Source organism: Paraburkholderia sp., assembly GCF_024281035.1.
In the GTDB taxonomy this organism is placed as follows: Bacteria; Pseudomonadota; Gammaproteobacteria; order Burkholderiales; family Burkholderiaceae; genus Paraburkholderia.
Genome location: NZ_JAMXLH010000021.1, coordinates 1 through 25,518, shown reverse-complemented (window position 1 = coordinate 25,518; position 25,518 = coordinate 1). Strand labels below are relative to the sequence as shown.

Sequence of the window (25,518 nt, the reverse complement as noted above, 5' to 3'; positions counted from 1 at the left end):
GCATATATGCACTTGTTATTCATAAACTGTGCATTTATCCTGCGGTTGCTTCGTAGTTTCGGTGAACGATAGGCCGGTGTGATGCGTTTCGCAATAGGAAGAGAGATTTCATAATGATCAAAGTCGAGTGCCAGGCGCAGTTGCTCGTGCGGGATGCGGATGGCCGCGAGGCAAGCCTGACGGACGTTGTGCCCTTGCTTACGCTGGTCGCCGAGGAGGGCAGCATTGCGCAGGCCGCGCAGCGTAGGGGTTTGTCCTATCGGCATGCATGGGGGTTGCTGCGCGAAGTCGAAGCTCGGCTAGGGGGCGCGCTGATCGCCAAATCGCGCGGACGCGGCTCCGTGCTCTCGGAACTCGGCGAAGCCGTGTTGCGCTCACAACGACTTTGCGGCGAGCGCTTGCAGGGCAATCTCCAGGCGCTTGCGAGCGAGGTGGCGAGTGATCTCAACCGCTGGCTTGCGCCGAACGCGCAGAATCTGCGCATTCATGCGTCGCATGGTTATGCGGTGGCGTCGATGGTCACGGCGCTCGTCGCCGATCAGGTGCCGGTGGAGATCAAGTACCGCGACAGTGTCGATGCGATTACGGCGCTCGCACGCGGCGAGTGCGACCTGGCGGGCTTTCATCTGCCGCTCGGCGAATTCCGGTCGGCATGCGCCGATGCGTACCGAAGCTCGCTCGATCCGCAGCGCCATGTGTTCATTCACCTGACGCGCCGCAAGCAGGGGCTGTTCGTCGGACGCGGCAACCCGAAGCGGATTGCCGGGCTCGCGGACCTCGCGCGCCCCGATATCCGCTTTGTGAACCGGCAGCCGGGCTCGGGCACGCGGCTGTTGATCGACTTGCTGCTGACGCGAATCGGCGTCGATCCCGAGCGCGTGAATGGCTATGCCAGCGCCGAGTTGACGCACTCGGCGATCGCGGCATTCGTCGCGAGCGGGATGGCTGACGTCGGTTTTGGCGTGGAGCCGGCGGCGCACCATTTCGGGCTCGATTTTGTCCCGATCGCCGACGAAGATTATTATTTCGCCTGCGATCGCACGCAGCTCGAACGGGAGCCGCTGGTTTCCGTGCTGAATCGGCTGCGCGGCGATGCGTTCAAAGAAGTCGTTGCGCGTCTCGCTGGCTACGATCCGGCTGAATGCGGCGAGGTCGTGGAACTCGCCGACGGGTGGGCGGGCCGGCATCTGGCGCTGTAATACGACGCAATCTGTCTGCGCTGCTGTGAGCGGCGCATTTTGTGATACCTTCGAGCGAGTCTTGCTTTCCGTTTCAGACGCGCGTCCAACGCGCCAATCGACCATGAAATTCGTGCTTAATGTTTGTGCCGCAGCAGCAACTGCGGGTGCCCTGTTTGCCACCGTTTCGATCGCTTTCGCCCAGAATTCGCCGGGCGTGCCAGGCGGCATCCTCAACGACGAGTTCAAACTTCAGGCACATCCTCAACTGCAGTTTGCGGCTTCGGCGCCGGACAACAAATACCAGCATGGGAAGCCCTCGGCCCGGCGCCGCCAGGGTGATATGGGTGATCCGAACGGCTGTAATCTGCAGTGCCCGCAGGACCAATGATGCGTTGAGCGCTTGCGTACCGGGAACGAGGTTCCCGGCGTGCAGAACGAAAAGCTCGCGAAGCCCGAAAGGGCCGTCGCGAGCTTTTTGTTTGGGGAGGCGGATTCCGGCCGCGGCAGGGTGATGGCCGAGGGGAATTCACAAAGGGGGCTTGAGCGGAAGTAGCAGTGGGGATGCTACCGCGACAACTGCCGCAAGTTTTTTGGAGCAACAACTTGCGGCACGAATTGGTGGGCCCGGCGGGAATCGTAATAAGCGACAAGGCTCGTCATATCAGGCCTAAATGAAGTTTTCCGCCAAAAATGTACCCCCAAATGTACCCCCGGAACTTTCGGCTGGGAGCGGAAATCGCACCGGCGTCCAGCGGGTGTTCGGATTACTCTTTTCGGCGCCTCCTGGATACAGATTTATGGTCGGTTTTGTTCGAGTCTGCTCCCCATAAAATGACCTGATTCAGCCGCTGAATCAATGGTACAAACGTTGATTCCGACGTGTTGCCATAACCAAGTACAAGTCCGTTATCAGCATGTGATGGACCAAGAAAGAATTGCGACAACGGTGCAGGCGCTATACCGAACGACTGGGCCGATTCAACAATGCGCTGATCGGGATAATCCTCCGAAAGGCGGATCGTGAGATGCATGCCGCTTTCACCGCCCATGACAGTGTGGGGAACGTCGAGGTAGTCGTGCAGTGCTTCCCGCAGCAATGCTTGCCGCTTTCTGTAGAGTCGGCGCATGCGTCCGAGGTGCCGCCCGAATTGCCCGCTTTCGATAAAGTTGGCCAAGGCAAGCTGTTCATGCCGATGTCCGCCGCGCAATGTCGCCCGCAGTACTGGTGCGACGGTATCGATCAGCGTTTCCGGAAGCACGAGAAAACCGGTTCTTAGCGCGGGAAACAAGGTCTTGCTGAAAGTCCCGACATAAAGCACCGGCGCCTGCGCAACCATGCCCTGCATGGCGCCGATGGGCGCGCCCGCGTGACGGAACTCGCTGTCGTAGTCGTCTTCAATGATCCATGCGCCGTGGGCTTGCGCCTCGCGGATCAGCTTCAACCGGCGCGCTGCCGACAGCACGGCGCCGGTCGGATATTGATGGGACGGCGTGGCGTAGATAAGTCGCGGACATTGCTGTTTCCAGGCTTGCGCGCTAACCCGCAAACCCTCCGCATCGACAGATATGGGAACCATCTTCAGATCGCCGCACGCCAGCGCTGCCTGCGCGCCCCGATAGCCCGGGTCTTCCACCCAGGCGATATCGCCCGGATTCGTCACCAGTCGGACGCATAGCGCTAGCGCTTCCTGCGCACCTTCCGTAATGACAACCTGTTCCGGTTCGCAGCGCACTCCACGCGAAATCGCGAGATGCCGCATGATTGCCGTACGCAAGGGCATTTCGCCGAGCGGATCGCCGTACCCGAGCAAATCGGTGCCTGCGCGTTGAATGACGCGGTCGAGGCAGTTCTTCCAGGCGCCGATCGGAAAGCGTGCAAGAGCCGGGACACCGGGCCGGAGCGCAAGTGTATCGGGCGCACTGTACGACCGCTCTCGGATATGAAGGCTGCGCTCTGCAATATCGGGTGGTCGGCTTTTAGCGCGGGCCGAGGATTGAGCGCTCGGATGTTGAAGGGCCGCCACCCGAGTGCCCTGCCGGTCCGACTCGACGTAACCTTCGGCGCCCAGTTGTTCATAGACGGCGGTGACGCTATTGCGCGAAATGCCGAGTGCCACGGCCAGCATTCTCGACCCGGGAAGCCTGCTACCCGACGGAAATTGTCCGCCTAGTATCGCGCCACGGATCTGCCGATGCAGTTGCCGTTGCAAGGACTCACTGCCTTTTTCTCTGCTTAGCGTAGCGCCGAGTAACGCATCGAGAATTGGAGACGCCGATTCATCTCTACCGGACGATTGCACTGGCGATCCGGCGGATTTAATTTCCATGCGTGGCACCATCAATTTCGGGTTGCGTGGATCTTCTGGGAAGACCACGAAAATTCTACAATTTTTCGGTCATCACACAAAATCGGAGATGAGATGGTCACTCAGGTCAACGAATATGCGCAGCCGATCGGCGAATCGCTTCCCGGCTGGACGCCTCGTCCCGGGCCGGAGCGCATCGTGCTGGAGGGCACCTATTGCCGGCTGGAGCCACTCGACGCCGCATGTCACGCCGAGAATCTGTACGGCGCCTACAGCGTCGCGACGGATAGCCGGGACTGGACGTATATGGCGGCGGGGCAGTTTGTCCATCTCGGCGACTATCGCCGTTATGCGGAAGGCGCCGCACAGAGCAAGGATCCCGCGCATTACGCTGTGATCGATCGCAAGACAGGTAAGGCCGTCGGTACACTGGCGCTGATGCGCATCGATACGGCTAATGGCGCGATCGAAGTCGGAAACGTGATGTTTTCGCCGCAGCTCAAACGCACGCCAATCTCGACCGAAGCCCAGTTTCTGCTGATGTCCTATGTGTTCGACGTACTCGGGTACCGGCGCTACGAATGGAAGTGCGATAGCTTGAATGCGCCGTCTCGTCAGGCCGCTGCGCGGCTCGGCTTTCGTTTCGAGGGTATTTTTCGTCAGGCTGTGGTTTACAAGGGACGTTCTCGCGATACGGCCTGGTATTCGATGGTCGACAGCGAATGGCCCGAGCGTAAGCGCGCGTTTCAGGCATGGCTCGCGGCCGATAATTTCGACGAGCAGGGCGCGCAGCGCAAGCCACTTGAGCGTTTCGAATGAATCGGGGAGATTGGTCGGAGAGAGGGGGCGCAGTGTCCGAGACCGTGCATATTCGTGATGTGGCGCCGATCGACTCGGCTGACTGGCACCGGCTCTGGAGCGGCTATAACGCGTTTTACGAAGCCAATGTGCCGCCGGAAACGACGGCGCGGACGTGGCAGCGTTTGCTCGATTCTAGCTCGTCCCTGCTAGGCCGCGTGGCTGTATCTGATGGGCAGATCGTGGGATTCAGCACGAGCGTGCTGCATGAGGGGACGTGGGTCGCCGAACCCATTTGTTATCTCGAAGACTTGTTCGTCGATCCCGCGTCTCGCGGTCATGGCATCGGCCGGGCGCTGATCGAGGACCTAGTCGCGCTCGGCGAACAGCGCGGCTGGTCGAGGCTCTATTGGCATACTCGCCGGGATAACCCCGCACGGCGCCTTTACGACACGTTTGTCGAGGCGGATGATTTTGTGCGGTACCGATTGAGCCTCGATAAGGCAGGCCGTTGACGAATCATTATGCGCCTTGCGAATAGCGCGCCTGCGCCTCGCCAGGCGTGATGCCAAAAATTTCCCGAAACGCGCAGCCGAACGCGGGCGCGCTGTCGTACCCTGCAAGGGCGGCGGCTTTCGATGGTGTCGCGCCCATCGTCAATGCACGCAGTGCTTCCGTCAGTCTGGCCTGCTGCCGCCATTGGCGGAAGGTTAACCCTGTTTCGCTCCTGAATAGCCTTGCTAGCGTCCGGCTCGAAGCGTTGGCGACATCGCACCACGCATCCAGTCCGCGTTGATCGCCGGGATTATCGAGCAGGGCATTGATCACCCGGCGAATGCGCGCATCCTGCGGAACGCGCAATCCAAGCGGCAACGGCGAAGAACGCGCTATTTCATCGATGGCGAGCTCGGACAGGTGATAAGCGCGTCCATTTGTTTCCCAATCTACCGGTTCGTTGCATACCGCAACAATCAGCTCACGCAGCAAACCCGAAACCGAAATGACTTTCGGGTCGATGCCCAGCCGATCAGCCACATCGTCGCGAAGAAACAGCTCTCGCATCGCAACCGGCCCGTCCATCGTCACGGAATGTTCCACGTCCGCGGGTAGTAGCAAGGCGGTAGTTGGTGGCACGACATAGTGAGCCTGCCTCGTTTCTACTCGCATGATGCCGGTGATTGCATACAGCAACTGCGCGCGTGGGTGAACGTGAAATCCAGAACTTAGGCCGTTCGGGTAATCGCGTGCAAAACCTACCGTAGGTCGGGCCGCGGTTTCGAACGGCCGGATTTCAGCTTGTCTTGTTGGCGACAGAAATTGGCAGGTTGTTCCCATTTTGCAGCATTACAGTCTAACGGCATCAAGTCGGATGCTTCTTCATGAATCGAGATAAGGGAACGATATGAGCGAAGGTCTTTTCAAGGAAATCGGGTATGTCAAGCAGGGTGATCTGACTGACGGGCCCATCACTCCCGGACAGAATCGGAAAAAGGCGCTGGAGGTGGGAAATCTGTGGGTGGGCGAATGCCACGTTACTGCACTCGATGCGCCCAGTCAATGGCACCATCATAAAGAGTTCGACAGTGTGATGTACATGCTGTCGGGAAGAATTCGCGTCGATTTTGGTGAGAATGGTGAGCAATCCTTCGAGATCGGAAAGGGCGATTATGCGTACTTTCCGCGCCGTGCTATTCACCGCTGCCAGATTCTCGAAGGTGGTAACGACGTCCGTTACATGTTCATTCGCCTGGGGCACGGTGAGACCGTGATCAATGTCGATGCTCCAGGCGCTTTCGCTCCCGCGACGGCTGCTGTGCGCGGCTGAACCCACGCGGCGGCGGTCGATTTCGAACCTGGTACGACCTGCCGACCGTTCCTAAACGTGTTGAGGTGGCGTCACTGTATTTCGCTTTGTGCGAAACGCAGTGAACTCCATCAAGTCTTTGCCCGTCCCCATAAGTAGCGCGGCGTCTTCCGAGCCGCGTTGCGCCCGAATGGCGTAAGCATTGGTAAAAGGTCCGTGCTCCTGAGAACATGGGCCTCTGCGTCAATTTGGTGGAAGTCAGGGATTCGAATCTCTGCCTGCGGATTAGTAGGGTGCATCGGGTCGAATAGTTTCGAGTGTACTCGTCATTACTCCGGTGCTATCTAACCGTAGTTCGTCAAGATAATCCGCCCAGCGTTGCATGAGCTCCCGTCGCTGAGCAAGCCATTGCGTTCGATTATAGGCACGCCCCAACGGATCTTTTACGGTGTGTGCCAGTTGCATCTCCACGATCTCTTCGGGGAATCCAAGCTGTTCTACTGCCAGGGTGCGAGCTGTTGCCCGCCAGCCATGTGGGACTGCCGCTACCGAATCGATTCCCATTAAGCGGAAGGCTGCACTGAGCGTGCCGTCGCTCATCGGGCGAACGTCGCCGCGCACACTTGGAAATACGTGTTGGCAGTGGCCGGTGAACTTGTGAAGTTCAAGAAGTATTTCTACCGCTTGCCGCGAAAGAGGGACGACATGGGCTGGTCCGTACAGCTTGCCCGATTTTCTCCTTTTCATGCGCTCCGACGGTATTTCCCAAGTTGCTTGGTCCAGGTCGAACTCTGACCATTTGCTCAATCGCATCTCGGTCGGCCGTTGGAATAGCAGTGGTGCGAGCTTGAGTGCAGCACAGACCGTGGGCGATCCGACATAGCTATGGATCGTACGTAAGAACGCACGGAGCGGTTTCGGAGCGGTAACCGCTGCGAGATGCTGAACTTGTGCCGGCGGGATGGCTCCGCGTAAATCTTGTGTTGCATCGCGTTTGGCGCGACCGGTAGCGACGGCATATCGCATGACTTGCCCGATGATCGAGCGTACCGATGCGCTGTCTCTATGTGTCCCGTTTTTTCGATACGCTGGAGGACTGGCAGGACATCAAGCGGTTCGACATCGCCGATCGGTTGGCCGCCGATATGAGGAAACACACGCACCTCGAGGCGCCGTAAGTTACGCGCCGCGTGTGAGTCGGACAGGCTGGTCGAAAATTTCCTATGCCACTCGCGGGCGATCGCCTCGAAGGAATTTTCGGTGTTCAGTTGCCGGGTGCGCTTTTCTGCTTGCTTGGCTGCGCTGGGGTCAATACCGTCCGCGATTTTTTTCTTCGCTGCCTCACGTTTCCCGCGCGCCTCTTTCAGAGTAACGGCGGGGTAGGTGCCGGGAGCAAGAAGTTTCTCCTTGCCGCCAAACCTATATTTCAGTCGCCAATATTTCGAGCCATTCGGCCGAACTTCGAGAAACATCCCGCCGCCGTCCCTGACCCGGTAGATCTTGCCGTGCGGTCCACTTTTCCTCACCTCGATATCGGTCAGCGGCATGGCGAGCCTCTCCCAATCTGGATTTCAGGGGAGTGGGGGTACCGTCATTTTCGATACCCACTTGTACCTCCGGTTGTACCCCCAGGTACCACCGGAATCACGCGGAAAAGTATAGACCAACACGGCCAAAGAAAAACCCGCGAAGCCTTAGCTGTCACGGGTTTCGGGACTTCCTCGGATGTTCGCGGAAGAGGTGTTGGTGGAGCCGGCGGGAATCGAACCCGCGTCCAAAGGCAGTCCACACCCAGTTCTACATGCGTAGTTCTGTCATTTGATTTAACCGTAGCGACGCGGACGAACACGCTGCGCTATGGCGATTCACTAAATTTTCGACTTTGGCGTCGTGACGCCGACAAAGCTTAACTGACGTAAATGACCTCTGGCGGTATTGCTACCGGTCTTGCGACGCTGACCCGTCAGTGAGCCAGGCAGAGGACGGCGGCCTTAGGCTGCCAGTGCGAACGTATCGTCGTTTGCAGTTACGTTTTTCCCATTGATTAACGAGGTGACGGGTCCTCGGCATGCCCTGACTGCTTCATAACCCCTGTCGAAACCAGGTCGGCCCCAGAGGAAGTGGCAATTATCCCACACAACGCCAGATGAGGCGAACCGCGCCCGTTTCAAGGGCGCGTTCCGTGTCGTCGATGGCAATTACGCCGCTGGCGACCCTTTGCGGACGTTGCCAAGCAGCGCGAGCAGCGTTGTCGTTGTGTCCGCCACGAAGTGCGCGTTCCACTGCGACGGCGGTATGTCGTTGCCGCAGTAGCCGTAGGCGGCTGCGATCGTCGCCATGCCGGCGGCAACGCCCGCCTGAACGTCGCGCAAGTCGTCGCCCACGTACACCGCGCGCTGCGGATGGACGCCAAGCACCTGCGCCGCGTGAAGCAGCGGCGCAGGATGCGGCTTCGCGTAGGGTGTGGTGTCGCCGCTGACGACGCAGGCCGCACGCGTGTCGAGGTGCATGAGCGCGACGAGCGGATCGGTGAGCCGCGCGACCTTGTTCGTCACGATGCCCCAGCGCACACCGCGTGCGTCGAGGTCGTCGAGGACGGCGTCGATGCCGGGAAAGAGCGCCGTCTCGATGCGCAGATTGGCTGCATAGTTGGCGAGAAACTCCTCGCGCAGTGCAGCGAATTCGGCATGATCGGGACCGATCCCGAACGCGCCGCCGATCAGTCCCCGTGCACCTGCCGAAGCGAGCGGACGCAGCCGCTCAATCGGCGCGGGCGCAAGACCGCGCGCGTGACGCATCTGGTTGACGGCGGCAGCAAGATCGGGCGCCGTGTCGGCAAGCGTGCCGTCAAAATCGAACAGCACGGCGTCGCATGCGCCAAGCGCTGCGCCGTCATCGGCCGCAGCCGGGACTTTCGTGGATGAATTCATGTCGGACGTGAAGTCGCGCTGAAGTCGTGCAACACGCGCCTCAGGCTTCGCGCTGGCAGGCGACCATGTAATTGACGCTGGAATCGTTCGAGAGCGCATAGCGCCGCGTGAGCGGGTTGTACGTGACGCCCCTGATCTCGGCGAGGCTCAGCCTGGCCTCGCGAACGAACCCGGCCAGCTCGGACGGGCGGATGAAGCGCGCGTAATCGTGCGTGCCCTTGGGCAGCATCTGCGCGACGTATTCGGCGGCGATCACCGCGAGCATGTAGGACTTCACGTTGCGGTTGAGCGTCGAGAAGAACACCCAGCCGCCCGGCTTGACGAGCGTGGCGCACGCAGCGACGACACCGGCCGGATCCGGCACGTGTTCGAGCATCTCCATGCAGGTCACGACGTCGAACGACGCCGGTTCGCGCGCGGCGAGCGGTTCGGCGGAAATCTCCTCGTAGTCGACGGTCACGCCGCTTTCGAGGCTATGCAGGTCGGCGACGCCGAGCGCTTCGGGCGACAGGTCGATACCTTTGACGTTCGCGCCGAGTCCGGCCATCGACTCGGACAGGATGCCGCCGCCGCAGCCCACGTCGAGCACGCGCTTGCCAGCGAGGTGCGCGTAGCTGTCGATCCAGTTCAGGCGTGTCGGGTTCAGTTCGTGAAGCGGCTTGAATTCTGCGTTCGGATCCCACCAGCGATGAGCGAGATCGCTGAATTTTTGCAGTTCATGGGGATCGGCGTTCGTCATGTTGTAAGACCTGAGGCGCGGTTGCGGGTGGAGGAAAGCTTCAGTATATAGGGGCCGGGCAGGCTCGCAAAATGGCGCCCTTTGCCGCCGATCCCCCAGCTACTTCTCGATGTCCCGGCGCAGCGGGAAAAGCAGGGCGAAAAAAAACCCCGCCGAAGCGGGGTTTTGATACTTTCAGTCGCGGCTCGCGAATTACTGCTTCTGGGTGCCGACGACTTCGACTTCCACGCGGCGATCCGGTGCGAGGCACGAGATGAGAGCCTTGCGGTTCTTCTGGTTGCAGCCCGTCGTAACCGGTTGGCGCTTGCCCTTGCCTTCCGTGTAGATGCGGTCGGCCGGAACGCCCTTGCTGACCAGGTATGCCTTCACGGCTTGTGCACGACGCAGCGACAGACGGTCGTTGTAGGCAGCCGAACCGATGCGGTCGGTGTGGCCCGTTGCGACGACGACTTCGAGGTTCAGTGCCTGGATCTTGCCTGCCAGTTCGTCCAGCTTTTCCTTGCCGGCCGGCTTCAGGATGGCCTTGTCGAAATCGAACAGGGCGTCAGCTTGATACGTGATCTTCTGGCTGGTGATGGCCGGTGCCGGTGCCGGTGCGACCGGCGGCTGCGGTGCCTGGGCGACCAGTGCGCCATCGCACTTGGCGTTGGCGGTGGCCGGCGTCCAGAATGCATCGCGCCAGCAAAGCTCGTTCGTGCCGTTCATCCACACGTATTCGCCGGTACCATTCACCCAGTTGTCGTTGACGGCTTGTCGCGACGCCGGCACCGATTGTGCCGAGGCGGATGCAGCCATAACTGCGGTAGCTGCAATGAACGCGAGCTTTGAAAGTTTATTCATATTTCTCCTCTCGAATTTGAGATTACCGCAGGTTTACTGCGAGCCATGTGACGAAGACAAGTCATACATTGCTCGAAGTATAACATCGGCGCGTTATCGGTTACGTGTTGTGTAGACTTCGAGCCGTGTCTAACACTGACTTTGCGTTCGCATTTTGCCATATCGTTCCCGTCCGACGATAAAAAAAATCTGCCCCTTTCTTTGGGGTGAGTCGAATGTGGTACACCCGCAACAAAAAGTTCCCGCGGCATACCCTGGGCACGACGATGGTCACAGTTTCCTGCAATAGACGGTGTGCTGTCGCCCGCTTGTCTTCGCTACGGCTGCGCTGTGGTCCCGCTGGTGTCCCTCCGGTGCGCCGCTATTTCCCTTCTGCGTCCATTCAGCGCGTTTTTGAGCGGTTCCTTGCGGTGCCTGCTAATAGGTATACGTAGGTCGCGGCCGGGGGTGTCGCGCATGGTAGAATCGCGTGATGCGCTGCGTCCGCGGCGTCCATGCGACAGCATGGGCGCGCCGCGGTGCCAGTCGGGATTTCCCGGCTGCACCGGGCGTGCCTGTATACGACATCGATAATGGATCAATTCGCCAAAGAGACTCTGCCTATCTCTCTCGAGGAGGAAATGCGCCGCTCGTATCTCGATTACGCGATGAGCGTGATCGTCGGGCGGGCGCTTCCGGATGTTCGCGACGGTTTGAAGCCCGTGCACCGGCGCGTGCTCTACGCGATGCACGAGCTGAACAACGACTGGAACCGTGCCTACAAAAAGTCGGCGCGTATCGTCGGCGACGTCATCGGTAAATACCACCCCCACGGCGACACCGCTGTCTACGACACGATCGTCCGCATGGCGCAGGATTTCTCGCTGCGCTACATGCTGGTGGACGGACAGGGCAACTTCGGCTCGATCGACGGCGACAACGCCGCCGCCATGCGATACACCGAAATCCGCATGGCGAAGATCGGCCACGAGCTGCTTGCCGATATCGACAAGGAAACCGTCGACTTCGGGCCGAACTACGACGGCAGCGAAAACGAGCCCCAAATCCTGCCGGCGCGCATCCCGAACCTGCTGATCAACGGCTCGTCGGGCATCGCGGTCGGCATGGCCACGAACATCCCGCCCCACAACCTCGGTGAAGTCGTCGATGCCTGCCAGCATCTGCTCAAGAATCCGCACGCTTCCATCGACGAGCTGATCGAGATCATTCCGGCGCCGGATTTCCCGACGGCCGGCATCATCTACGGCGTCGCCGGCGTGCGCGACGGCTATCGCACCGGCCGCGGCCGTGTCGTGATGCGCGCGGCCACGCACTTCGAAGAGATCGACCGTGGCCAGCGCATGGCGATCATCGTCGACGAGCTGCCGTATCAGGTGAACAAGCGTTCGCTGCTCGAGCGCATCGCCGAGCTGGTCAACGAGAAGAAGCTCGAAGGCATTTCCGACATCCGCGACGAATCCGACAAAAGCGGCATGCGCGTCGTGATCGAGCTCAAGCGCGGCGAAGTGCCCGAGGTCATCCTCAACAATCTGTATAAGGCGACGCAGCTGCAGGACACGTTCGGCATGAACATGGTCGCGCTGGTGGACAACCAGCCGAAGCTGCTGAACCTGAAGGAAATGCTCGACCATTTCCTGTCGCATCGCCGCGAGGTGCTCACGCGGCGCACCGTGTACGAACTGCGCAAGGCGCGCGAACGCGGGCATGTGCTCGAAGGCCTCGCGGTTGCGCTCGCGAACATCGACGAGTTCATCGCGATCATCAAGGCCGCGCCCACGCCGCCGATCGCGAAGCAGGAGCTGATGAACCACGCGTGGGATTCGTCGCTCGTGCGCGAGATGCTCGCGCGCGCCGAAGCCGAGAACGCGGCCGCCGGCGGCCGCGAAGCCTATCGCCCGGAAGGCCTCAATCCGCTCTTCGGCATGCAGGGCGACGGCCTCTATCGTCTGTCCGACACCCAGGCACAGGAAATCCTGCAGATGCGTCTGCAGCGCCTGACCGGTCTGGAGCAGGACAAGATCATCGGCGAGTACCGCGACGTGATGGCGCAGATTGCCGACCTGCTGGACATCCTTGCGCGCCCCGAGCGCGTAACGGAGATGATCTCCGGCGAACTCACCGCGATCAAGAGCGAATTCGGCGATGAGCGCCGCTCGAAGATCGAGCTGAACGCGACCGAACTGAATACCGAAGACCTGATCACGCCGCAGGACATGGTCGTCACCATGTCGCACTCGGGTTACGTGAAATCGCAGCCGTTGTCCGAATATCGCGCCCAGAAGCGCGGAGGTCGCGGCAAACAGGCGACGTCGATGAAGGAAGACGACTGGATCGACACGCTCTTCATCGCCAATACCCACGACCACATCCTGTGCTTCTCGAACCGCGGGCGCGTGTACTGGGTGAAGGTGTATGAGGTGCCGCAAGGTTCGCGCAACTCGCGCGGCCGTCCGATCGTCAATATGTTCCCGCTGCAGGACGGCGAAAAGATCACGGTTGTGCTGCCGGTGAAGGAATTCTCGGCGGACAAGTTCGTCTTCATGGCGACCGCGCTCGGAACGGTCAAAAAGACGCCGCTTGAAGCCTTCAGCCGCCCGATGCGCAAGGGTATTATCGCGGTCGGTCTCGACGACGGCGATTACCTGATCGGCGCGGCCATCACGGACGGCCAGCACGACGTCATGCTGTTCTCCGATGCGGGCAAGGCCGTGCGCTTCGACGAAAACGATGTGCGTCCGATGGGCCGCGAGGCACGCGGCGTGCGCGGCATGCAGCTCGACGATGCGCAGCAGGTCATAGCGCTGCTCGTTGCCGGCGATGAGCAGCAGTCGGTGCTCACCGCAACCGAGAACGGATACGGCAAGCGCACGCCGATCACCGAGTACACGCGTCATGGGCGCGGTACGAAGGGGATGATCGCGATCCAGACGTCCGAGCGTAACGGCAAGGTTGTCGCGGCGACGCTCGTCGACTCCGAAGCCCAGATCATGCTGATTACGACAACGGGTGTGCTGATCCGCACGCGTGTGTCGGAAATCCGCGAAATGGGACGTGCGACACAAGGTGTTACACTCATCAGCCTTGACGAGGGCACGAAGCTTTCCGGTCTGCAACAGGTCGCGGAGGCCGACGCAGAAGGCGAGGCGGGCGACGTCGAACCGGGTGAGGGCGAGGGCGAGAATGGGGTGTAACCCGTCAGCAGTAAATCGTCAGTAGTAACTCGCTAGCAGTCAATCATAGGGGCGGTCCGCGCGAGCGGGCCAGCCAGTGCAGGAAAGTCCTGAATGGCGCGAGGCAGAACCGGTTGCGGGCGAATGACGCACCGCACGGTCCGCAGCGCGGACAGTTCGACTAATTTCTCTAATAAGGGAGTAATGATGCAAAAACGATTCAAGCAGGTTTTGTTGCTGGCCGCTCTCGTGCCGACGTTTGCAATGGCCCAGGCGCTCCAGTCCCCGGCGCCCGCGCAAGCTCCGGCCGCTGCCGCAGCACCGATCGATTCGGCCAAGCAAGCCGCGATCAAGGACCTGCTCGACGCGATCGACGCACAGAAGCTCGTCGGCGCAATCGGTAACAGCGCACAGATGCAGGCCAAGCAGCTCGTTCCGGCGATCCTGTCGGACGCACTGTCCGAAAACAAGACGATGACGGACAAGCAAAAGCAGGCTTCCGTCCCGGCGCTGCAAAAGAACGCGGTGCCGAAGCTCGTTGACCAGGCAGGCCAGGTCTTCGCAACCGACGCGTTCCGCCAGGACGCAATGACGGCTCAGTACGAAGCCTACGCAAAGTACTACAGCACGCAGGAAATCAAGGACCTGACCACGTTCTACCGCAGCCCGACCGGCCGCAAGTTCATCCAGGTGCAAGATCAAGTCGGCCGTGACGTCGTGAGCGGTCTGATGCAGAAGTACATGCCGCAATCGATCAAGGCAACGCGCGACCAGGCCGACAAGGAAGTCGCCGCGGTCAAGTCGGCCAAGTAATCGGTCGATCGGTCAAACAAGGGCGCGCGAGTCCCGGCCGAACCGCTTCAGGGATCGGGCAGGGATCGAAAAGCGCGCGCTTTTGGTAGCCGGGAGCCGCGTTGGCGGGTTCCCGGTGACAGTGCGATAATGGCCGTTTGCGCGTGAGCGCAGACGGTCATTTTCTTTTTCGGGCGCGGTTTTCGGCCTTTTTTGCCGCAGCGCCCGCCTCGGGGATCTCATTACGATGCGCGTGTTCAACTTCTCCGCCGGACCTGCGGCGCTGCCCGAAGAGGTGCTGCGCCAGGCCGCCGACGAAATGCTCGACTGGCACGGCAGCGGGATGGGCGTGATGGAAATGAGCCATCGCGGCCCCGAATTCATGCAGATCCACAGCGAGGCACTGCTCGATCTGCGCGACTTGCTGCAGGTTCCGGCGAGCCACCACATCCTGTTTTTGCAGGGCGGCGGCATCGGCGAGAACGCCATCGTTCCGCTGAACCTGTTCGGCACGAAGCCGCGCGCGGACTTCGTGGTAACCGGCTCGTGGTCGCAGAAGTCGCAGAAGGAAGCGCTCAAGTACGGCGCGGCCCACATTGCCGCGACGGGCCGCACGGGCGCCGGCTTCACGCATTCGCCGCCGAAAAGCGAGTGGCAGCTCTCCGACGATCCCGCCTACGTGCATCTGTGCACGAACGAAACGATCGATGGCGTCGAGACGTTCGAGATCCCCGACCTCGGCGATATTCCGCTTGTGGCGGATGCTTCGTCGCACATCCTTTCGCGTCCGATGGACATCGCCAAATACGGCGTGCTCTACGGCGGTGCGCAGAAGAACATCGGCATGGCCGGCGTCACGGTCGTGATCGTGCGCGAAGACCTGCTCGACCGCGCGATGCCGATCTGCCCGTCCGCGTTCGAATGGAAGACGGTTGCCGCGAACAACTCCATGTTCAACACGCCGCCCACCTACGCGATCTACATCGCCGGGCTCGTGTTCAAGTGGCTCAAGCGCCAGGGCGGCCTGGCCGCCATGGAAGCGCGCAATATCGAAAAAGCGCAGCTGCTCTACGACACGATCGACGCGAGCGGCTTCTACATCAACAAGGTGGAGCGCCGCGCGCGCTCGCGGATGAACGTACCGTTCTTCCTCGCCGACGAAACACGTAACGAAGATTTCCTCGCCGGCGCGAAGGCGCGCGGGCTGTTGCAGCTGAAGGGCCACAAGTCCGTCGGCGGCATGCGGGCGTCGATTTACAACGCGGTGCCGCTCGAGGCAGTGAAAGCACTGGTCGAGTACATGAAGGAATTCGAAGCAAAGCACGCATGAGTCCCCGGGTGGTCCACCGGGTTGGCTGCATCGGGCGCTAGCGTGCGCGCATCCTTTCATATTGCCGGTTTCACGCATGGACGACGAACTCAATTCAAAACTCAAGCCGCTGCGCGAGCGCATCGACGCGATCGATGCGCAGCTGATCGCACTGCTGAACCAGCGTGCGGCGGTCGCGCTCGAAGTGGGCGAGGTCAAGAAGCACTACAACGCACCGGTGTTTCGCCCCGAGCGCGAGCTGCAGGTCATCGCACGCCTGCAGGACATGAGCGACGGGCCGCTCGGCAACGATCACATCAGCGCGATCTGGCGCGAGATCATGGCCGCGAGCCGCTCGCTCGAAAAGACCATTACGACCGCCTATCTCGGTCCGGTCGGCACGTATAGCGAAGAGGCGATGCACGCGTACTTCGGTCAGACGATCGAAGGGCTGCCGTGCCCGTCGATCGACGAAGTGTTTCGCTCGGTCGAGGCGGGCGCCGCCGAATTCGGCGTCGTGCCGGTCGAGAATTCGGCCGAAGGCGCGGTGTCGCGCACGCTCGATCTGTTCCTCGAAATGCAACTCGCCATCGGCGGCGAAATCGCGCTGCCGATCCAGCACAATCTGCTGACGCAAAGCGGCACGCTCAAGGGCGTCACGCGCGTGTGCGCGCACCCGCATGCGCTTGCACAGTGCCAGCACTGGCTCACCGCGAACGCGCCGCAGCTCGAGCGCCAGGCCGTGGCGAGCAACGCCGAGGCCGCGCGTCTGGCTGCCGCCGATCCGTCCGTTGCCGCCATTGCGGGCGAGCGCGCGGCCGCGCACTACGGTCTGCAGATCGCGAGCGCGCTGATTCAGGACGATCCGCACAACCGCACGCGCTTCGTGATCATCGGCAAGCAACTCGCGGGTGTGACGGGGCACGACCAGACGTCGATGATCGTTTCGGTGAAAAACGAGCCGGGCGCCGTCTACAAGCTGCTTGAGCCGCTCGCGCGCCACGGCGTGTCGATGACGCGCTTCGAGTCGCGTCCGGCGCGCGTCGGCACGTGGGAGTACTACTTCTACATCGATTTCGAAGGCCATCGCGACGATCCCGCCGTGGCCGCTGCGCTCGATGACCTCGGCAAGAAGGCCGCGTATCTGAAGATCCTGGGATCGTATCCGCGCCTGCGCTAAGGCTGCGTGTGACGATCGCTCTGCCTGAAGAGCCCGCGGCGGCGTAGTGGCGTCTGCCGCGGCGCTCGAAGGCTCGCTCGCGACGATGTGATCGCGGCGTATGTTTCCCAATTTCCGGTGATGTCGTGAGCGCGTTTCCCTTTAACAAACTGGTAATTTTCGGCGTCGGCCTGATCGGCGGATCGCTTGCGCTCGGCCTGCGCGAGCGCGGCGCGACGGGCCGTGTGATCGGCGTCGGGCGGCATGCGCACGCCGTCGAGCGCGCGCTCGAACTGGGCGTGATCGACGTGGCGACGACGCTCGCCGACGAAGCGGCGCTGGCCGAGGCACTCACGGGCGCCGATATCGTGCTGCTCGCCGCGCCCGTTGCGCAGACGCGCACGCTGCTCGAACGCATCGCGCCGCACCTCGAAGCGCAGACGCTCGTGACCGACGCGGGCAGCACGAAGAGCGACGTGATCGAAGCCGCACGCGCAGCGCTCGGTGCGCGCGTCGCGCAGTTCGTGCCCGGGCATCCGATCGCGGGCCGGGAATCGAGCGGCATCGAGGCCGCGCTGCCCGACCTCTACGTCGGCCGCAACGTCGTGCTGTGCCCACTCCCGGAGAACGCGCCGCAGGCGGTCGAGCGCATCGCTGCAATGTGGCGTGCGACCGGCGCCGTGACGGGCACGATGAGTGCCGCGCAGCACGACCGCGTGTTCGCGGCGGTGAGCCATCTGCCGCACGTGCTGTCGTTCGCGCTCGTCGATCAGATTCTTGCGTCGCCGGATGCCGAACTCAAATTCTCGTTTGCGGCGGGCGGCTTCCGCGATTTCACCCGCATCGCCGCGTCGAGCCCCGAAATGTGGCGCGACGTGTGCCTCGCGAACCGCACCGCGCTGCTCGCGGAGCTCGACGCCTACACTGGAGCGCTTGTGAAGCTGCGCGCAGCCATCGACACCGGTGACGGCGCCGCGCTCGAAGCACTGTTCGCGCGCTCGCGCGAGGCCCGCACCGCGTGGCAGGAGCGCGGCGGCAAGCGGGTCGCCGACGCATCCCCCGACAAATAAGCGAAATAAGCGCCCGACCGAATTCTCAGGACTAGCTCATGGACTACCTCGATCTCGGACCGTTCTCCCGTGCCTCCGGCACGATCTATCTGCCCGGCTCGAAGAGCATCTCGAACCGCGTGCTGCTGCTTGCGGCGCTGGCCGAAGGTGAGACGACGATCACGAATCTGCTCGACTCCGACGACACGCGCGTCATGCACGATGCGCTAGAAACGCTCGGCGTGAAGCTCCGGCGCGAAGGCGAGACCTGCGTCGTGCAGGGCACGCGCGGCGCCTTCCAGGCACGGCGCGCGGATCTCTTCCTCGGCAACGCGGGCACGGCGGTGCGCCCGCTGACGGCGGCGCTCGCGGTCAACGGCGGCGACTACCGCATCTTCGGCGTGCCGCGCATGCATGAGCGGCCTATCGGGGACCTCGTGGACGGCCTGCGCCAGATCGGCGCGTCGATCGACTACGAGGAAAAAGAGGGCTATCCGCCGCTGCGCATCCGTCCGGCGCAGGTCGCAGTCGACGGGCCGATCCGCGTGCGCGGCGACGTGTCGAGCCAGTTCCTCACCGCGCTCCTGATGACGCTGCCGCTCGTGCGCGCGAAGGACGGCGTGAGCGTCGTCGAGGTGGACGGCGAGCTGATCTCGAAGCCCTACATCGATATCACCATCAAGCTCATGGAGCGCTTCGGCGTGAAGGTCGAGCGCCCCGGCACGCATCGCTTCGAAGTGCCGGCGGGCGTGCGCTACCAGTCGCCGGGCAAGATCATGGTCGAGGGCGATGCGTCGTCGGCGTCCTATTTCCTCGCCGCGGGCGCACTCGGCGGCGGGCCTTTGCGCGTCGTGGGCGTGGGCCGCACGAGCATCCAGGGCGACATCGGTTTCGCCGATGCGCTCGGCCGCATGGGCGCCAACGTCACGATGTCCGACGACTGGATCGAGGTGCGCGGCATCGGCAACGACCACGGCAAGCTCAATCCGGTCGACATGGACTTCAACCTGATCCCCGACGCGGCGATGACGATTGCCGTGGCCGCGCTCTTCGCCGACGGCGCCACGACGCTGCGCAACATCGCGAGCTGGCGCGTGAAGGAAACCGACCGCATCGCCGCGATGGCGAAGGAGCTGCGCAAGGTCGGCGCCGACGTGCAGGAGGGCGAGGACTATCTGATCGTGCGTCCGCCCGCGCGCCTCACGCCGAACGCCGCGATCGACACCTACGACGACCACCGCATGGCGATGTGCTTCTCGCTCGTGAGTCTCGGCGGCGTGCCGGTGCGGATCAACGATCCGAAGTGCGTCGGCAAGACGTTCCCCGATTATTTCGAGCGTTTTCTCACGCTCGCACAACCCTGAGCCCGGCCCTGACGTCAGCATGAAATCGTCCCGCCCCTTTTATCCTGTTCCCGTCATCGCCATCGACGGCCCGACCGCGTCCGGCAAGGGCACGGTGGCCACGCTGGTCGCCGCGCATCTCGGCTTTCACCTGCTCGACAGCGGCGCGCTCTATCGTCTGTCGGCGCTCGCGAGCGTGCGGTACGCGATTGCGCCCGACGATGCCGATGGCCTGGCCAAACTCGTCGACGATCTGCACATCACGTTCCGTGAAGGGCTCGCGCAGCTCGACGGTGTGGATGTGTCGAGCGAAATCCGCGAGGAGGCGATCGGCAACCGGGCCTCGATGATCGCGGCGCATCCGCCTGTGCGCGCGGCGCTGGTGGCGCGCCAGCGGGCGTTTCGCAAGCTGCCCGGACTTGTCGCGGACGGCCGCGACATGGGCACGGTGATCTTCCCGGACGCCGTCCTGAAGGTGTTTCTGACAGCCAGCGTCGAGGCACGCGCGGCCCGGCGGTATAAGCAATTGATCCAGAAGGGATTTTCTGCTAATATGGATGACTTACTCCGGGATTTGCGTGAGCGCGATGCACGCGACAGCAACCGCGCTGCCGCGCCGCTTAAGCCCGCGGAGGGTGCGATGCTGCTCGACACCTCGGCGCTGTCCATCGACCAGGCGGTCGAACAGGTTGTGCAATGGTATCGGGTACATGCGCGAGTACATGAAAGGGCGCATGAAGCCCAACATGGACAGGCGTCGCGTCATCACGATTAGTTTCAGTTGTAGTTTGAGTTGTAGCTGCAGTAGTAGTGGTGCTCCGCGTGAGCGGGGCGTGTGTTAAACCCTTTAACCCCGTATGGTTTTTGCATTCGTGCCGCGAACTGGTGTTCCGGCATCGGCGTGAAACCGGTCAGGATGGCCGGTGAGCAGTAAGACGCCGGGCAAGATCCATGCAAATTCAGATTTCTATGTCCGACCTGCAAACCTCTACCCCGAATACCGAATCTTTCGCGGCTCTGTTCGAAGAGTCGCTGACCCGCCAGGACATGCGCGCCGGCGAAGTCATCTCCGCTGAAGTCGTGCGCGTCGACCACAACTTCGTGGTCGTCAACGCTGGCCTGAAGTCCGAGGCCTACATTCCCATCGAGGAATTCCTGAACGACCAGGGCGAGGTTGAGGTTCAGTCGGGCGATTTCGTTTCCGTCGCGATCGACGCGCTGGAAAACGGTTATGGCGACACGATCCTGTCGCGCGACAAGGCCAAGCGCCTTGCTTCGTGGCTGTCGCTGGAAAAGGCTCTCGACAACAACGAACTCGTGACCGGCACGATCACGGGCAAGGTCAAGGGCGGCATGACCGTCATGGTCAACGGCATCCGCGCGTTCCTGCCGGGTTCGCTCGTCGACACGCGTCCGGTCAAGGACACGACGCCGTACGAAGGCAAGACCCTCGAATTCCGCGTCATCAAGCTCGACCGCAAGCGTAACAACGTCGTGCTGTCGCGCCGCGCAGTGATCGAAGCCACGCAGGGCGAAGAGCGCGCGAAGCTGCTCGAGACGCTCAAGGAAGGCGCGATCGTCAACGGCGTGGTCAAGAACATCACCGACTACGGCGCGTTCGTCGACCTCGGCGGCATCGACGGCCTGCTGCACATCACCGACATCGCATGGCGTCGCGTGCGTCACCCGAGCGAAGTTCTGTCGGTTGGCCAGGAAGTCACCGCCAAGATCCTCAAGTTCGACCAGGAAAAGAACCGCGTCTCGCTCGGCATCAAGCAACTGGGCGACGATCCGTGGGAAGGCATCTCGCGCCGCTACCCGTCGGGCACGCGCCTGTTCGGCAAGGTCACGAACATCACCGACTACGGCGCGTTCGTCGAAGTCGAGTCGGGCATCGAAGGCCTCGTCCACGTTTCGGAAATGGACTGGACCAACAAGAACGTTGCTCCGTCGAAGGTTGTCCAGCTGGGCGACGAAGTCGAAGTCATGGTCCTCGAGATCGACGAAGACCGCCGTCGTATCAGCCTCGGCATGAAGCAGTGCAAGCCGAATCCGTGGGATGACTTCAGCCGCAACTTCAAGAAGGGCGACAAGATCCAGGGCGCAATCAAGTCGATCACCGACTTCGGCGTGTTCATCGGTCTGCCCGGCGGCATCGACGGCCTCGTCCACCTGTCGGACCTGTCGTGGAGCGAAACCGGCGAAGAAGCCGTGCGCAAGTACAAGAAGGGCGACGAAGTCGAGGCAGTCGTGCTCGGTATCGACGTCGAGAAGGAACGCATTTCGCTCGGCATCAAGCAGCTCGAAGGCGACCCGTTCAGCAACTTCGTTGCTGTCAACGACAAGGGTTCGACTGTCGACGGTATCGTCAAGTCGGTCGACGCCAAGGGCGCTGTGATCACGCTGAACGCCGATGTCGAAGGCTACCTGCGTGCTTCGGAAATCGCCCAGGACCGCGTGGAAGACGCCCGCAACGTGCTGAAGGAAGGCGACAAGGTCAACGCGATGATCATCAACATCGATCGCAAGTCGCGTGGCATCAACCTGTCGATCAAGGCGAAGGATTCGGCCGAGCAGCAAGAAGCGCTGCGCAGCATGTCGGCTGATTCGAACGCAGCGGCAAGCGGCACGACGAACCTCGGCGCGCTGCTGAAGGCCAAGCTCGACGGCCAGAACCAGTAAGCCTCAAGGGGCAGCTGAAGTATGACCAAATCTGAATTGGTCGCGCAGCTGGCTACGCGATTTCCGCAACTTGTCCTCAAGGATGCGGATTTCGCGGTCAAGACGATGCTCGATGCGATGTCCGACGCGCTTGCGAAGGGTCACCGCATCGAAATTCGCGGCTTCGGCAGTTTCGGCCTGAACCGCCGGCCGTCGCGCGTCGGACGCAACCCGAAGTCGGGGGAAAAAGTGCTGGTGCCCGAGAAGTTCGTGCCTCACTTCAAGCCCGGCAAGGAGTTGCGCGAGCGCGTCGACCAGCGCTCGGGCGAACCACTGAAGGCGGACGAGCCAGACGACGATCTGTAAGCGTTGCCTGCAGCAACGGCAACCTTGCGGATCGCCGGCGCTCAATCGAGTTGGCCAGCCGCATGGACCGGAAAAAGCGCCTCAGGGCGCTTTTTTTTCGCCTGTGCCGTGCGCGTCCGGTGCCGGGTCCCGTGCCGGGTCCCGTGCCTGTTCCTGTGCTTCTTCCTGTGGCTCGTGCGCGCAGGGCGGCAAGGCGTGATGATCGGCCTCAGTACCGCGGCTTCCCGCGCAGGTGCCCTGCGGCAGGGCGTTCATTTACAATACGGGGCGATTCGGCTCGATTTGTGCTGCCACGCCGCACGGCGGCCGTCGCCGGCGCCTTTTTCGCAACTGCCGAGAGACCCTTTCATGAAATTGATTGCCTGGGTGATCCGTGTGCTGGTGTTCGTGTTGCTGCTCGTGCTCGCGCTCTCCAACACGCAACCCGCAACGCTGAGCTTTCTTGCCGGGTACGCGTGGCAGGCTCCGCTGATCCTGATCGGCCTCGCGTTCTTCGTGGTCGGGTTGCTCGCCGGGCTGCTTTCGGCGCTGCCGGCCCTGTTCAAGCTGCGCATGGAAAACGGCCGCCTGAAGCGGGATCTGCGCACCGCTCGCGAAACGCCCGCGCCGGTCGCCGAACCGCCGCTGCCGCCGCTCATCTGAATCGCTAGTGTCACCGCGCGCCGTATACGCGCGCGGCTCATCCTCCTGCTTAAACCATCGCTCGCATGGATCTCGATTTCTGGTGGCTGCTCGTCATTCCCGTCGCATTCGCGCTCGGCTGGATGGCGTCTCGCTACGATCTCAAGGCGCTGTTATCCGAAAGCGCCAATCTGCCGCGCTCGTATTTCCGCGGACTGAATTTCCTGCTCAACGAGCAGCCGGACAAAGCCATCGATGCGTTTATCGAGGTCGCCAAACTCGACCCCGAAACGGTCGAGCTGCACTTCGCGCTCGGCAATCTGTTCCGCCGCCGCGGCGAAACCGACCGCGCGATCCGCGTGCATCAGAACCTGCTTTCGCGTCCCGACCTGCCCGTGAACGAACGCGATCACGCGCTCTATGAACTCGGCCAGGATTACCTGAAGGCGGGCATGCTCGACCGCGCCGAAGAAACCTTCGTTTCGCTGCAGTCGGGCGATTACGCGCAAGGCGCGCAACGCGCGCTCCTCACGATCTACGAGATCGAGAAAGACTGGAACCGCTCGATCGAGACCGCGCGTCACCTCGAAACGATGGGCGCCGGTTCGCTCGACCTCGAAATCGCCCAGTTCCACTGCGAACTCGCGCAAGAAGCGCTGCAGCAGAAAAAGCCCGACGAGGCGCGGCGCCAGCTCGACCGGGCGCTGAAAGCGAATCCGCAGAACGTGCGCGCGACGATCCTCGGCGGCGACGTCGATGCGGCGAGCGGCGCGTTCGAAGCCGCGCTCGCGCAGTGGCGCCGCGTGGAGGAGCAAAACCCCGCGTACCTGCCGCTCGTCGCCGAGAAGGTCATGAAGGCCTACGAGGCGCTCGGCCATGCCGAAGACGGCGCGCAGCTGCTCACCGAGTGGGTCGACGCGTATTCGTCGAACGATCTGCTCGACGTCGCTTACAAGTACGTGGCGGCGCTGCGCGGCGCCGACGCGGCACACGTGCTCGCGCGCACGCAGATGCAGAAGTCGCCGAATCTCGCCGGCATGTCGCGGCTGCTCGAAGCGCAGCAGGCCGCCGCGGAGGAGCCGCGCCGAAGCGAAATCGAATTGATGCGCTCGCTGCTCCAGCAGCGCACCAAAAATCTGCCACGGTACACGTGCCAGAATTGCGGTTTCCGGGCGCGCCTCTTCTACTGGCAGTGCCCTGGATGCAGCGGCTGGGAAACCTATGCACCGCGCCGCGTCGAGCCTGTTCCCGCCTCGAACTGAACGAACTGAACGTCGGGCGGCGCTCGTGCGCACTGCGCGCCTGACTGGCCGCCCGCAAACGGGCGGCTCGCCGCCAAACCCATTTCCGAATATGTCACCGGAGCGCGTATGAAAATCACCATTATCGGTACCGGCTACGTCGGTCTCGTCACCGGGGCGTGCCTCGCTGAAATCGGTCACGACGTGTTCTGCCTCGATGTCGATCCGCGCAAGATCGATATCCTGAACAGCGGCGGCGTGCCGATCCACGAGCCGGGTCTGCTCGAACTCATCGCGCGCAACCGTGCCGCAGGCCGCATCACGTTTTCGACCGATATCGCCGCGAGCGTCGCGCATGGCGACGTGCAGTTCATCGCCGTGGGCACGCCGCCCGACGAGGACGGCTCGGCCGACCTGCAGTACGTCCTCGAAGCGGCGCGCAGCATCGGCCGCTACATGGACGGCTTCAAGGTGGTCGTCGACAAGTCGACGGTGCCCGTGGGCACCGCACAGCGCGTGCGCGGCGTGCTCGCCGAGGAACTGGCGAAGCGCGGCCTGGCCGACAGCGAGCAGCACGGTTTCTCGGTCGTGTCGAATCCCGAGTTCCTGAAGGAAGGCGCGGCCGTCGAAGATTTCATGCGGCCGGACCGCATCATCATCGGCATCGACGAGGACGAGCAGGGCAACGTTGCGCGCGAGAAGATCAAGCGCCTCTACGCGCCGTTCAACCGCAATCACGAGCGCACGATCTACATGGATGTGCGCTCCGCCGAGTTCACGAAGTATGCGGCCAACGCCATGCTCGCCACGCGCATCTCGTTCATGAACGAGATGGCGAATCTCGCCGATCGCGTGGGCGCCGACATCGAATCGGTGCGGCGCGGCATCGGCTCCGATCCGCGTATCGGCTATCACTTCCTCTATGCGGGCTGCGGCTACGGCGGTTCGTGCTTCCCGAAGGACGTGCAGGCGCTCATGCACCTGGGGCGCGCGCACGGCGTGCCGATGCGCATGGCGGAGGCGACCCACCTCGCGAACGAGGAGCAGGCGCACTTCCTCGCGCAGCTCCTCGAGCAGACGGTGGGGGTCCTGAAGGACAAGGCGATCGCCCTCTGGGGGCTCGCGTTCAAGCCGGAGACGGACGACGTTCGCGAGTCGCCGGCCATCAAGCTGACCGGCGTGCTGCTCGCCAAGGGCGCGCGCGTCGTG

Annotated in this window: 24 protein-coding genes and 1 other RNA gene; 17 read left to right on the top strand and 8 right to left on the bottom strand. The window is 62.4% G+C overall.

All coding sequences use genetic code 11. The annotated features are described in order from the left end of the window. The first annotated feature begins 113 nt into the window (after positions 1-113). Positions 114-1,199, top strand: coding sequence for a substrate-binding domain-containing protein (locus Q0L30_RS05890; RefSeq protein ID WP_296652488.1), 1,086 nt, complete (start codon positions 114-116; stop codon positions 1,197-1,199). 103 nt (positions 1,200-1,302) lie between these two features. Next, on the top strand, positions 1,303-1,569 hold the full coding sequence (locus tag Q0L30_RS05885) for a hypothetical protein (protein WP_296652486.1): 267 nt from the start codon (positions 1,303-1,305) through the stop codon (positions 1,567-1,569). 376 nt (positions 1,570-1,945) lie between these two features. On the opposite strand, the gene Q0L30_RS05880 is transcribed toward Q0L30_RS05885, so the two are convergent. Continuing rightward, positions 1,946-3,508, bottom strand: coding sequence for a PLP-dependent aminotransferase family protein (locus Q0L30_RS05880; protein WP_296652484.1), 1,563 nt, complete (start codon positions 3,506-3,508; stop codon positions 1,946-1,948). Between Q0L30_RS05880 and Q0L30_RS05875 the strand changes: the two genes are divergently transcribed. Together Q0L30_RS05875 and Q0L30_RS05870 are read left to right on the top strand one after the other, a co-directional pair. Beyond that, positions 3,476-4,306: a GNAT family protein gene (locus tag Q0L30_RS05875; protein WP_296652482.1), complete on the top strand. Its 831-nt coding sequence runs from the start codon at positions 3,476-3,478 to the stop codon at positions 4,304-4,306. The genes Q0L30_RS05880 and Q0L30_RS05875 overlap by 33 nt on opposite strands. Positions 4,307-4,338: 32 nt before the next feature. Next, positions 4,339-4,800 (top strand): GNAT family N-acetyltransferase, encoded by a 462-nt coding sequence (locus Q0L30_RS05870; RefSeq protein ID WP_296652481.1) that lies wholly within the window; start codon positions 4,339-4,341, stop codon positions 4,798-4,800. Positions 4,801-4,807: 7 nt separating this feature from the next. Here Q0L30_RS05870 and Q0L30_RS05865 read toward each other — a convergent pair whose 3' ends face one another. Further along, positions 4,808-5,620, bottom strand: a complete 813-nt coding sequence (locus Q0L30_RS05865; RefSeq protein WP_296652479.1) for a helix-turn-helix transcriptional regulator — start codon at positions 5,618-5,620, stop codon at positions 4,808-4,810. Between the two features lie 67 nt (positions 5,621-5,687). On the opposite strand from Q0L30_RS05865, the gene Q0L30_RS05860 reads away from it, so the two are divergent. Further along, on the top strand, positions 5,688-6,110 hold the full coding sequence (locus tag Q0L30_RS05860) for a cupin domain-containing protein (protein WP_296652477.1): 423 nt from the start codon (positions 5,688-5,690) through the stop codon (positions 6,108-6,110). A 264-nt stretch (positions 6,111-6,374) separates the two neighbouring features. On the opposite strand, the gene Q0L30_RS25765 is transcribed toward Q0L30_RS05860, so the two are convergent. The 6 genes from Q0L30_RS25765 to ompA form a co-directional block, all read right to left on the bottom strand. Beyond that, positions 6,375-6,896, bottom strand: a complete 522-nt coding sequence (locus Q0L30_RS25765) for a tyrosine-type recombinase/integrase (protein WP_367277780.1) — start codon at positions 6,894-6,896, stop codon at positions 6,375-6,377. Continuing rightward, complete coding sequence (locus tag Q0L30_RS25760; protein WP_367277779.1) at positions 6,893-7,636, bottom strand: tyrosine-type recombinase/integrase; 744 nt, start codon at positions 7,634-7,636, stop codon at positions 6,893-6,895. Before Q0L30_RS25760 ends, Q0L30_RS25765 begins: the two co-directional genes overlap by 4 nt. A 197-nt stretch (positions 7,637-7,833) precedes the next feature. After that, positions 7,834-8,202: a transfer-messenger RNA gene (ssrA, locus tag Q0L30_RS05850) on the bottom strand. Between the two features lie 85 nt (positions 8,203-8,287). After that, positions 8,288-9,019 carry a phosphoglycolate phosphatase gene (gene gph / locus Q0L30_RS05845; RefSeq protein WP_296652475.1) on the bottom strand — a complete coding sequence of 244 codons (732 nt, stop codon included), beginning with the start codon at positions 9,017-9,019 and terminating at the stop codon, positions 8,288-8,290. Positions 9,020-9,059: 40 nt separating this feature from the next. Next, positions 9,060-9,758 carry a bifunctional 2-polyprenyl-6-hydroxyphenol methylase/3-demethylubiquinol 3-O-methyltransferase UbiG gene (gene ubiG / locus Q0L30_RS05840; RefSeq protein WP_296652471.1) on the bottom strand — a complete coding sequence of 233 codons (699 nt, stop codon included), beginning with the start codon at positions 9,756-9,758 and terminating at the stop codon, positions 9,060-9,062. A 192-nt stretch (positions 9,759-9,950) separates the two neighbouring features. Continuing rightward, a complete protein-coding gene (gene ompA / locus Q0L30_RS05835) occupies positions 9,951-10,598 on the bottom strand; it encodes an outer membrane protein OmpA (protein ID WP_296652469.1) in 648 nt (215 codons plus the stop codon). Between the two features lie 572 nt (positions 10,599-11,170). Here ompA and gyrA point away from each other — a divergent pair. The 12 genes from gyrA to Q0L30_RS05775 form a co-directional block, all read left to right on the top strand. Further along, positions 11,171-13,789, top strand: coding sequence for a DNA gyrase subunit A (gene gyrA, locus Q0L30_RS05830; RefSeq protein WP_296652465.1), 2,619 nt, complete (start codon positions 11,171-11,173; stop codon positions 13,787-13,789). A 186-nt stretch (positions 13,790-13,975) separates the two neighbouring features. Further along, complete coding sequence (locus Q0L30_RS05825) at positions 13,976-14,581, top strand: DUF2059 domain-containing protein (protein WP_296652462.1); 606 nt, start codon at positions 13,976-13,978, stop codon at positions 14,579-14,581. A gap of 226 nt (positions 14,582-14,807) precedes the next feature. Beyond that, a complete protein-coding gene (gene serC, locus Q0L30_RS05820; RefSeq protein ID WP_296652460.1) occupies positions 14,808-15,890 on the top strand; it encodes a 3-phosphoserine/phosphohydroxythreonine transaminase in 1,083 nt (360 codons plus the stop codon). Between the two features lie 76 nt (positions 15,891-15,966). Next, complete coding sequence (gene pheA / locus Q0L30_RS05815) at positions 15,967-17,049, top strand: prephenate dehydratase (protein WP_296652457.1); 1,083 nt, start codon at positions 15,967-15,969, stop codon at positions 17,047-17,049. A 110-nt stretch (positions 17,050-17,159) separates the two neighbouring features. Next, positions 17,160-18,098: a prephenate dehydrogenase/arogenate dehydrogenase family protein gene (locus tag Q0L30_RS05810; protein WP_296652602.1), complete on the top strand. Its 939-nt coding sequence runs from the start codon at positions 17,160-17,162 to the stop codon at positions 18,096-18,098. A 38-nt stretch (positions 18,099-18,136) separates the two neighbouring features. Then, the gene (aroA, locus tag Q0L30_RS05805) at positions 18,137-19,441 is read left to right on the top strand and encodes a 3-phosphoshikimate 1-carboxyvinyltransferase (RefSeq protein WP_296652454.1); all 1,305 of its coding nucleotides are present in this window, start codon (positions 18,137-18,139) and stop codon (positions 19,439-19,441) included. Positions 19,442-19,460: 19 nt separating this feature from the next. Beyond that, positions 19,461-20,195: a (d)CMP kinase gene (cmk, locus tag Q0L30_RS05800; protein ID WP_296652452.1), complete on the top strand. Its 735-nt coding sequence runs from the start codon at positions 19,461-19,463 to the stop codon at positions 20,193-20,195. A 194-nt stretch (positions 20,196-20,389) separates the two neighbouring features. Further along, positions 20,390-22,102, top strand: a complete 1,713-nt coding sequence (gene rpsA, locus Q0L30_RS05795) for a 30S ribosomal protein S1 (RefSeq protein WP_296652449.1) — start codon at positions 20,390-20,392, stop codon at positions 22,100-22,102. Between the two features lie 21 nt (positions 22,103-22,123). Then, positions 22,124-22,447, top strand: coding sequence for an integration host factor subunit beta (locus tag Q0L30_RS05790; protein WP_293035314.1), 324 nt, complete (start codon positions 22,124-22,126; stop codon positions 22,445-22,447). 348 nt (positions 22,448-22,795) lie between these two features. Continuing rightward, positions 22,796-23,089: a LapA family protein gene (locus Q0L30_RS05785; RefSeq protein ID WP_296652444.1), complete on the top strand. Its 294-nt coding sequence runs from the start codon at positions 22,796-22,798 to the stop codon at positions 23,087-23,089. A gap of 65 nt (positions 23,090-23,154) precedes the next feature. Further along, positions 23,155-24,330: a lipopolysaccharide assembly protein LapB gene (gene lapB, locus Q0L30_RS05780; RefSeq protein ID WP_296652442.1), complete on the top strand. Its 1,176-nt coding sequence runs from the start codon at positions 23,155-23,157 to the stop codon at positions 24,328-24,330. Positions 24,331-24,438: 108 nt separating this feature from the next. Continuing rightward, positions 24,439-25,518 (top strand): UDP-glucose/GDP-mannose dehydrogenase family protein (locus Q0L30_RS05775; protein WP_296652440.1); only part of this gene is annotated, 1,080 nt, incomplete at its 3' end.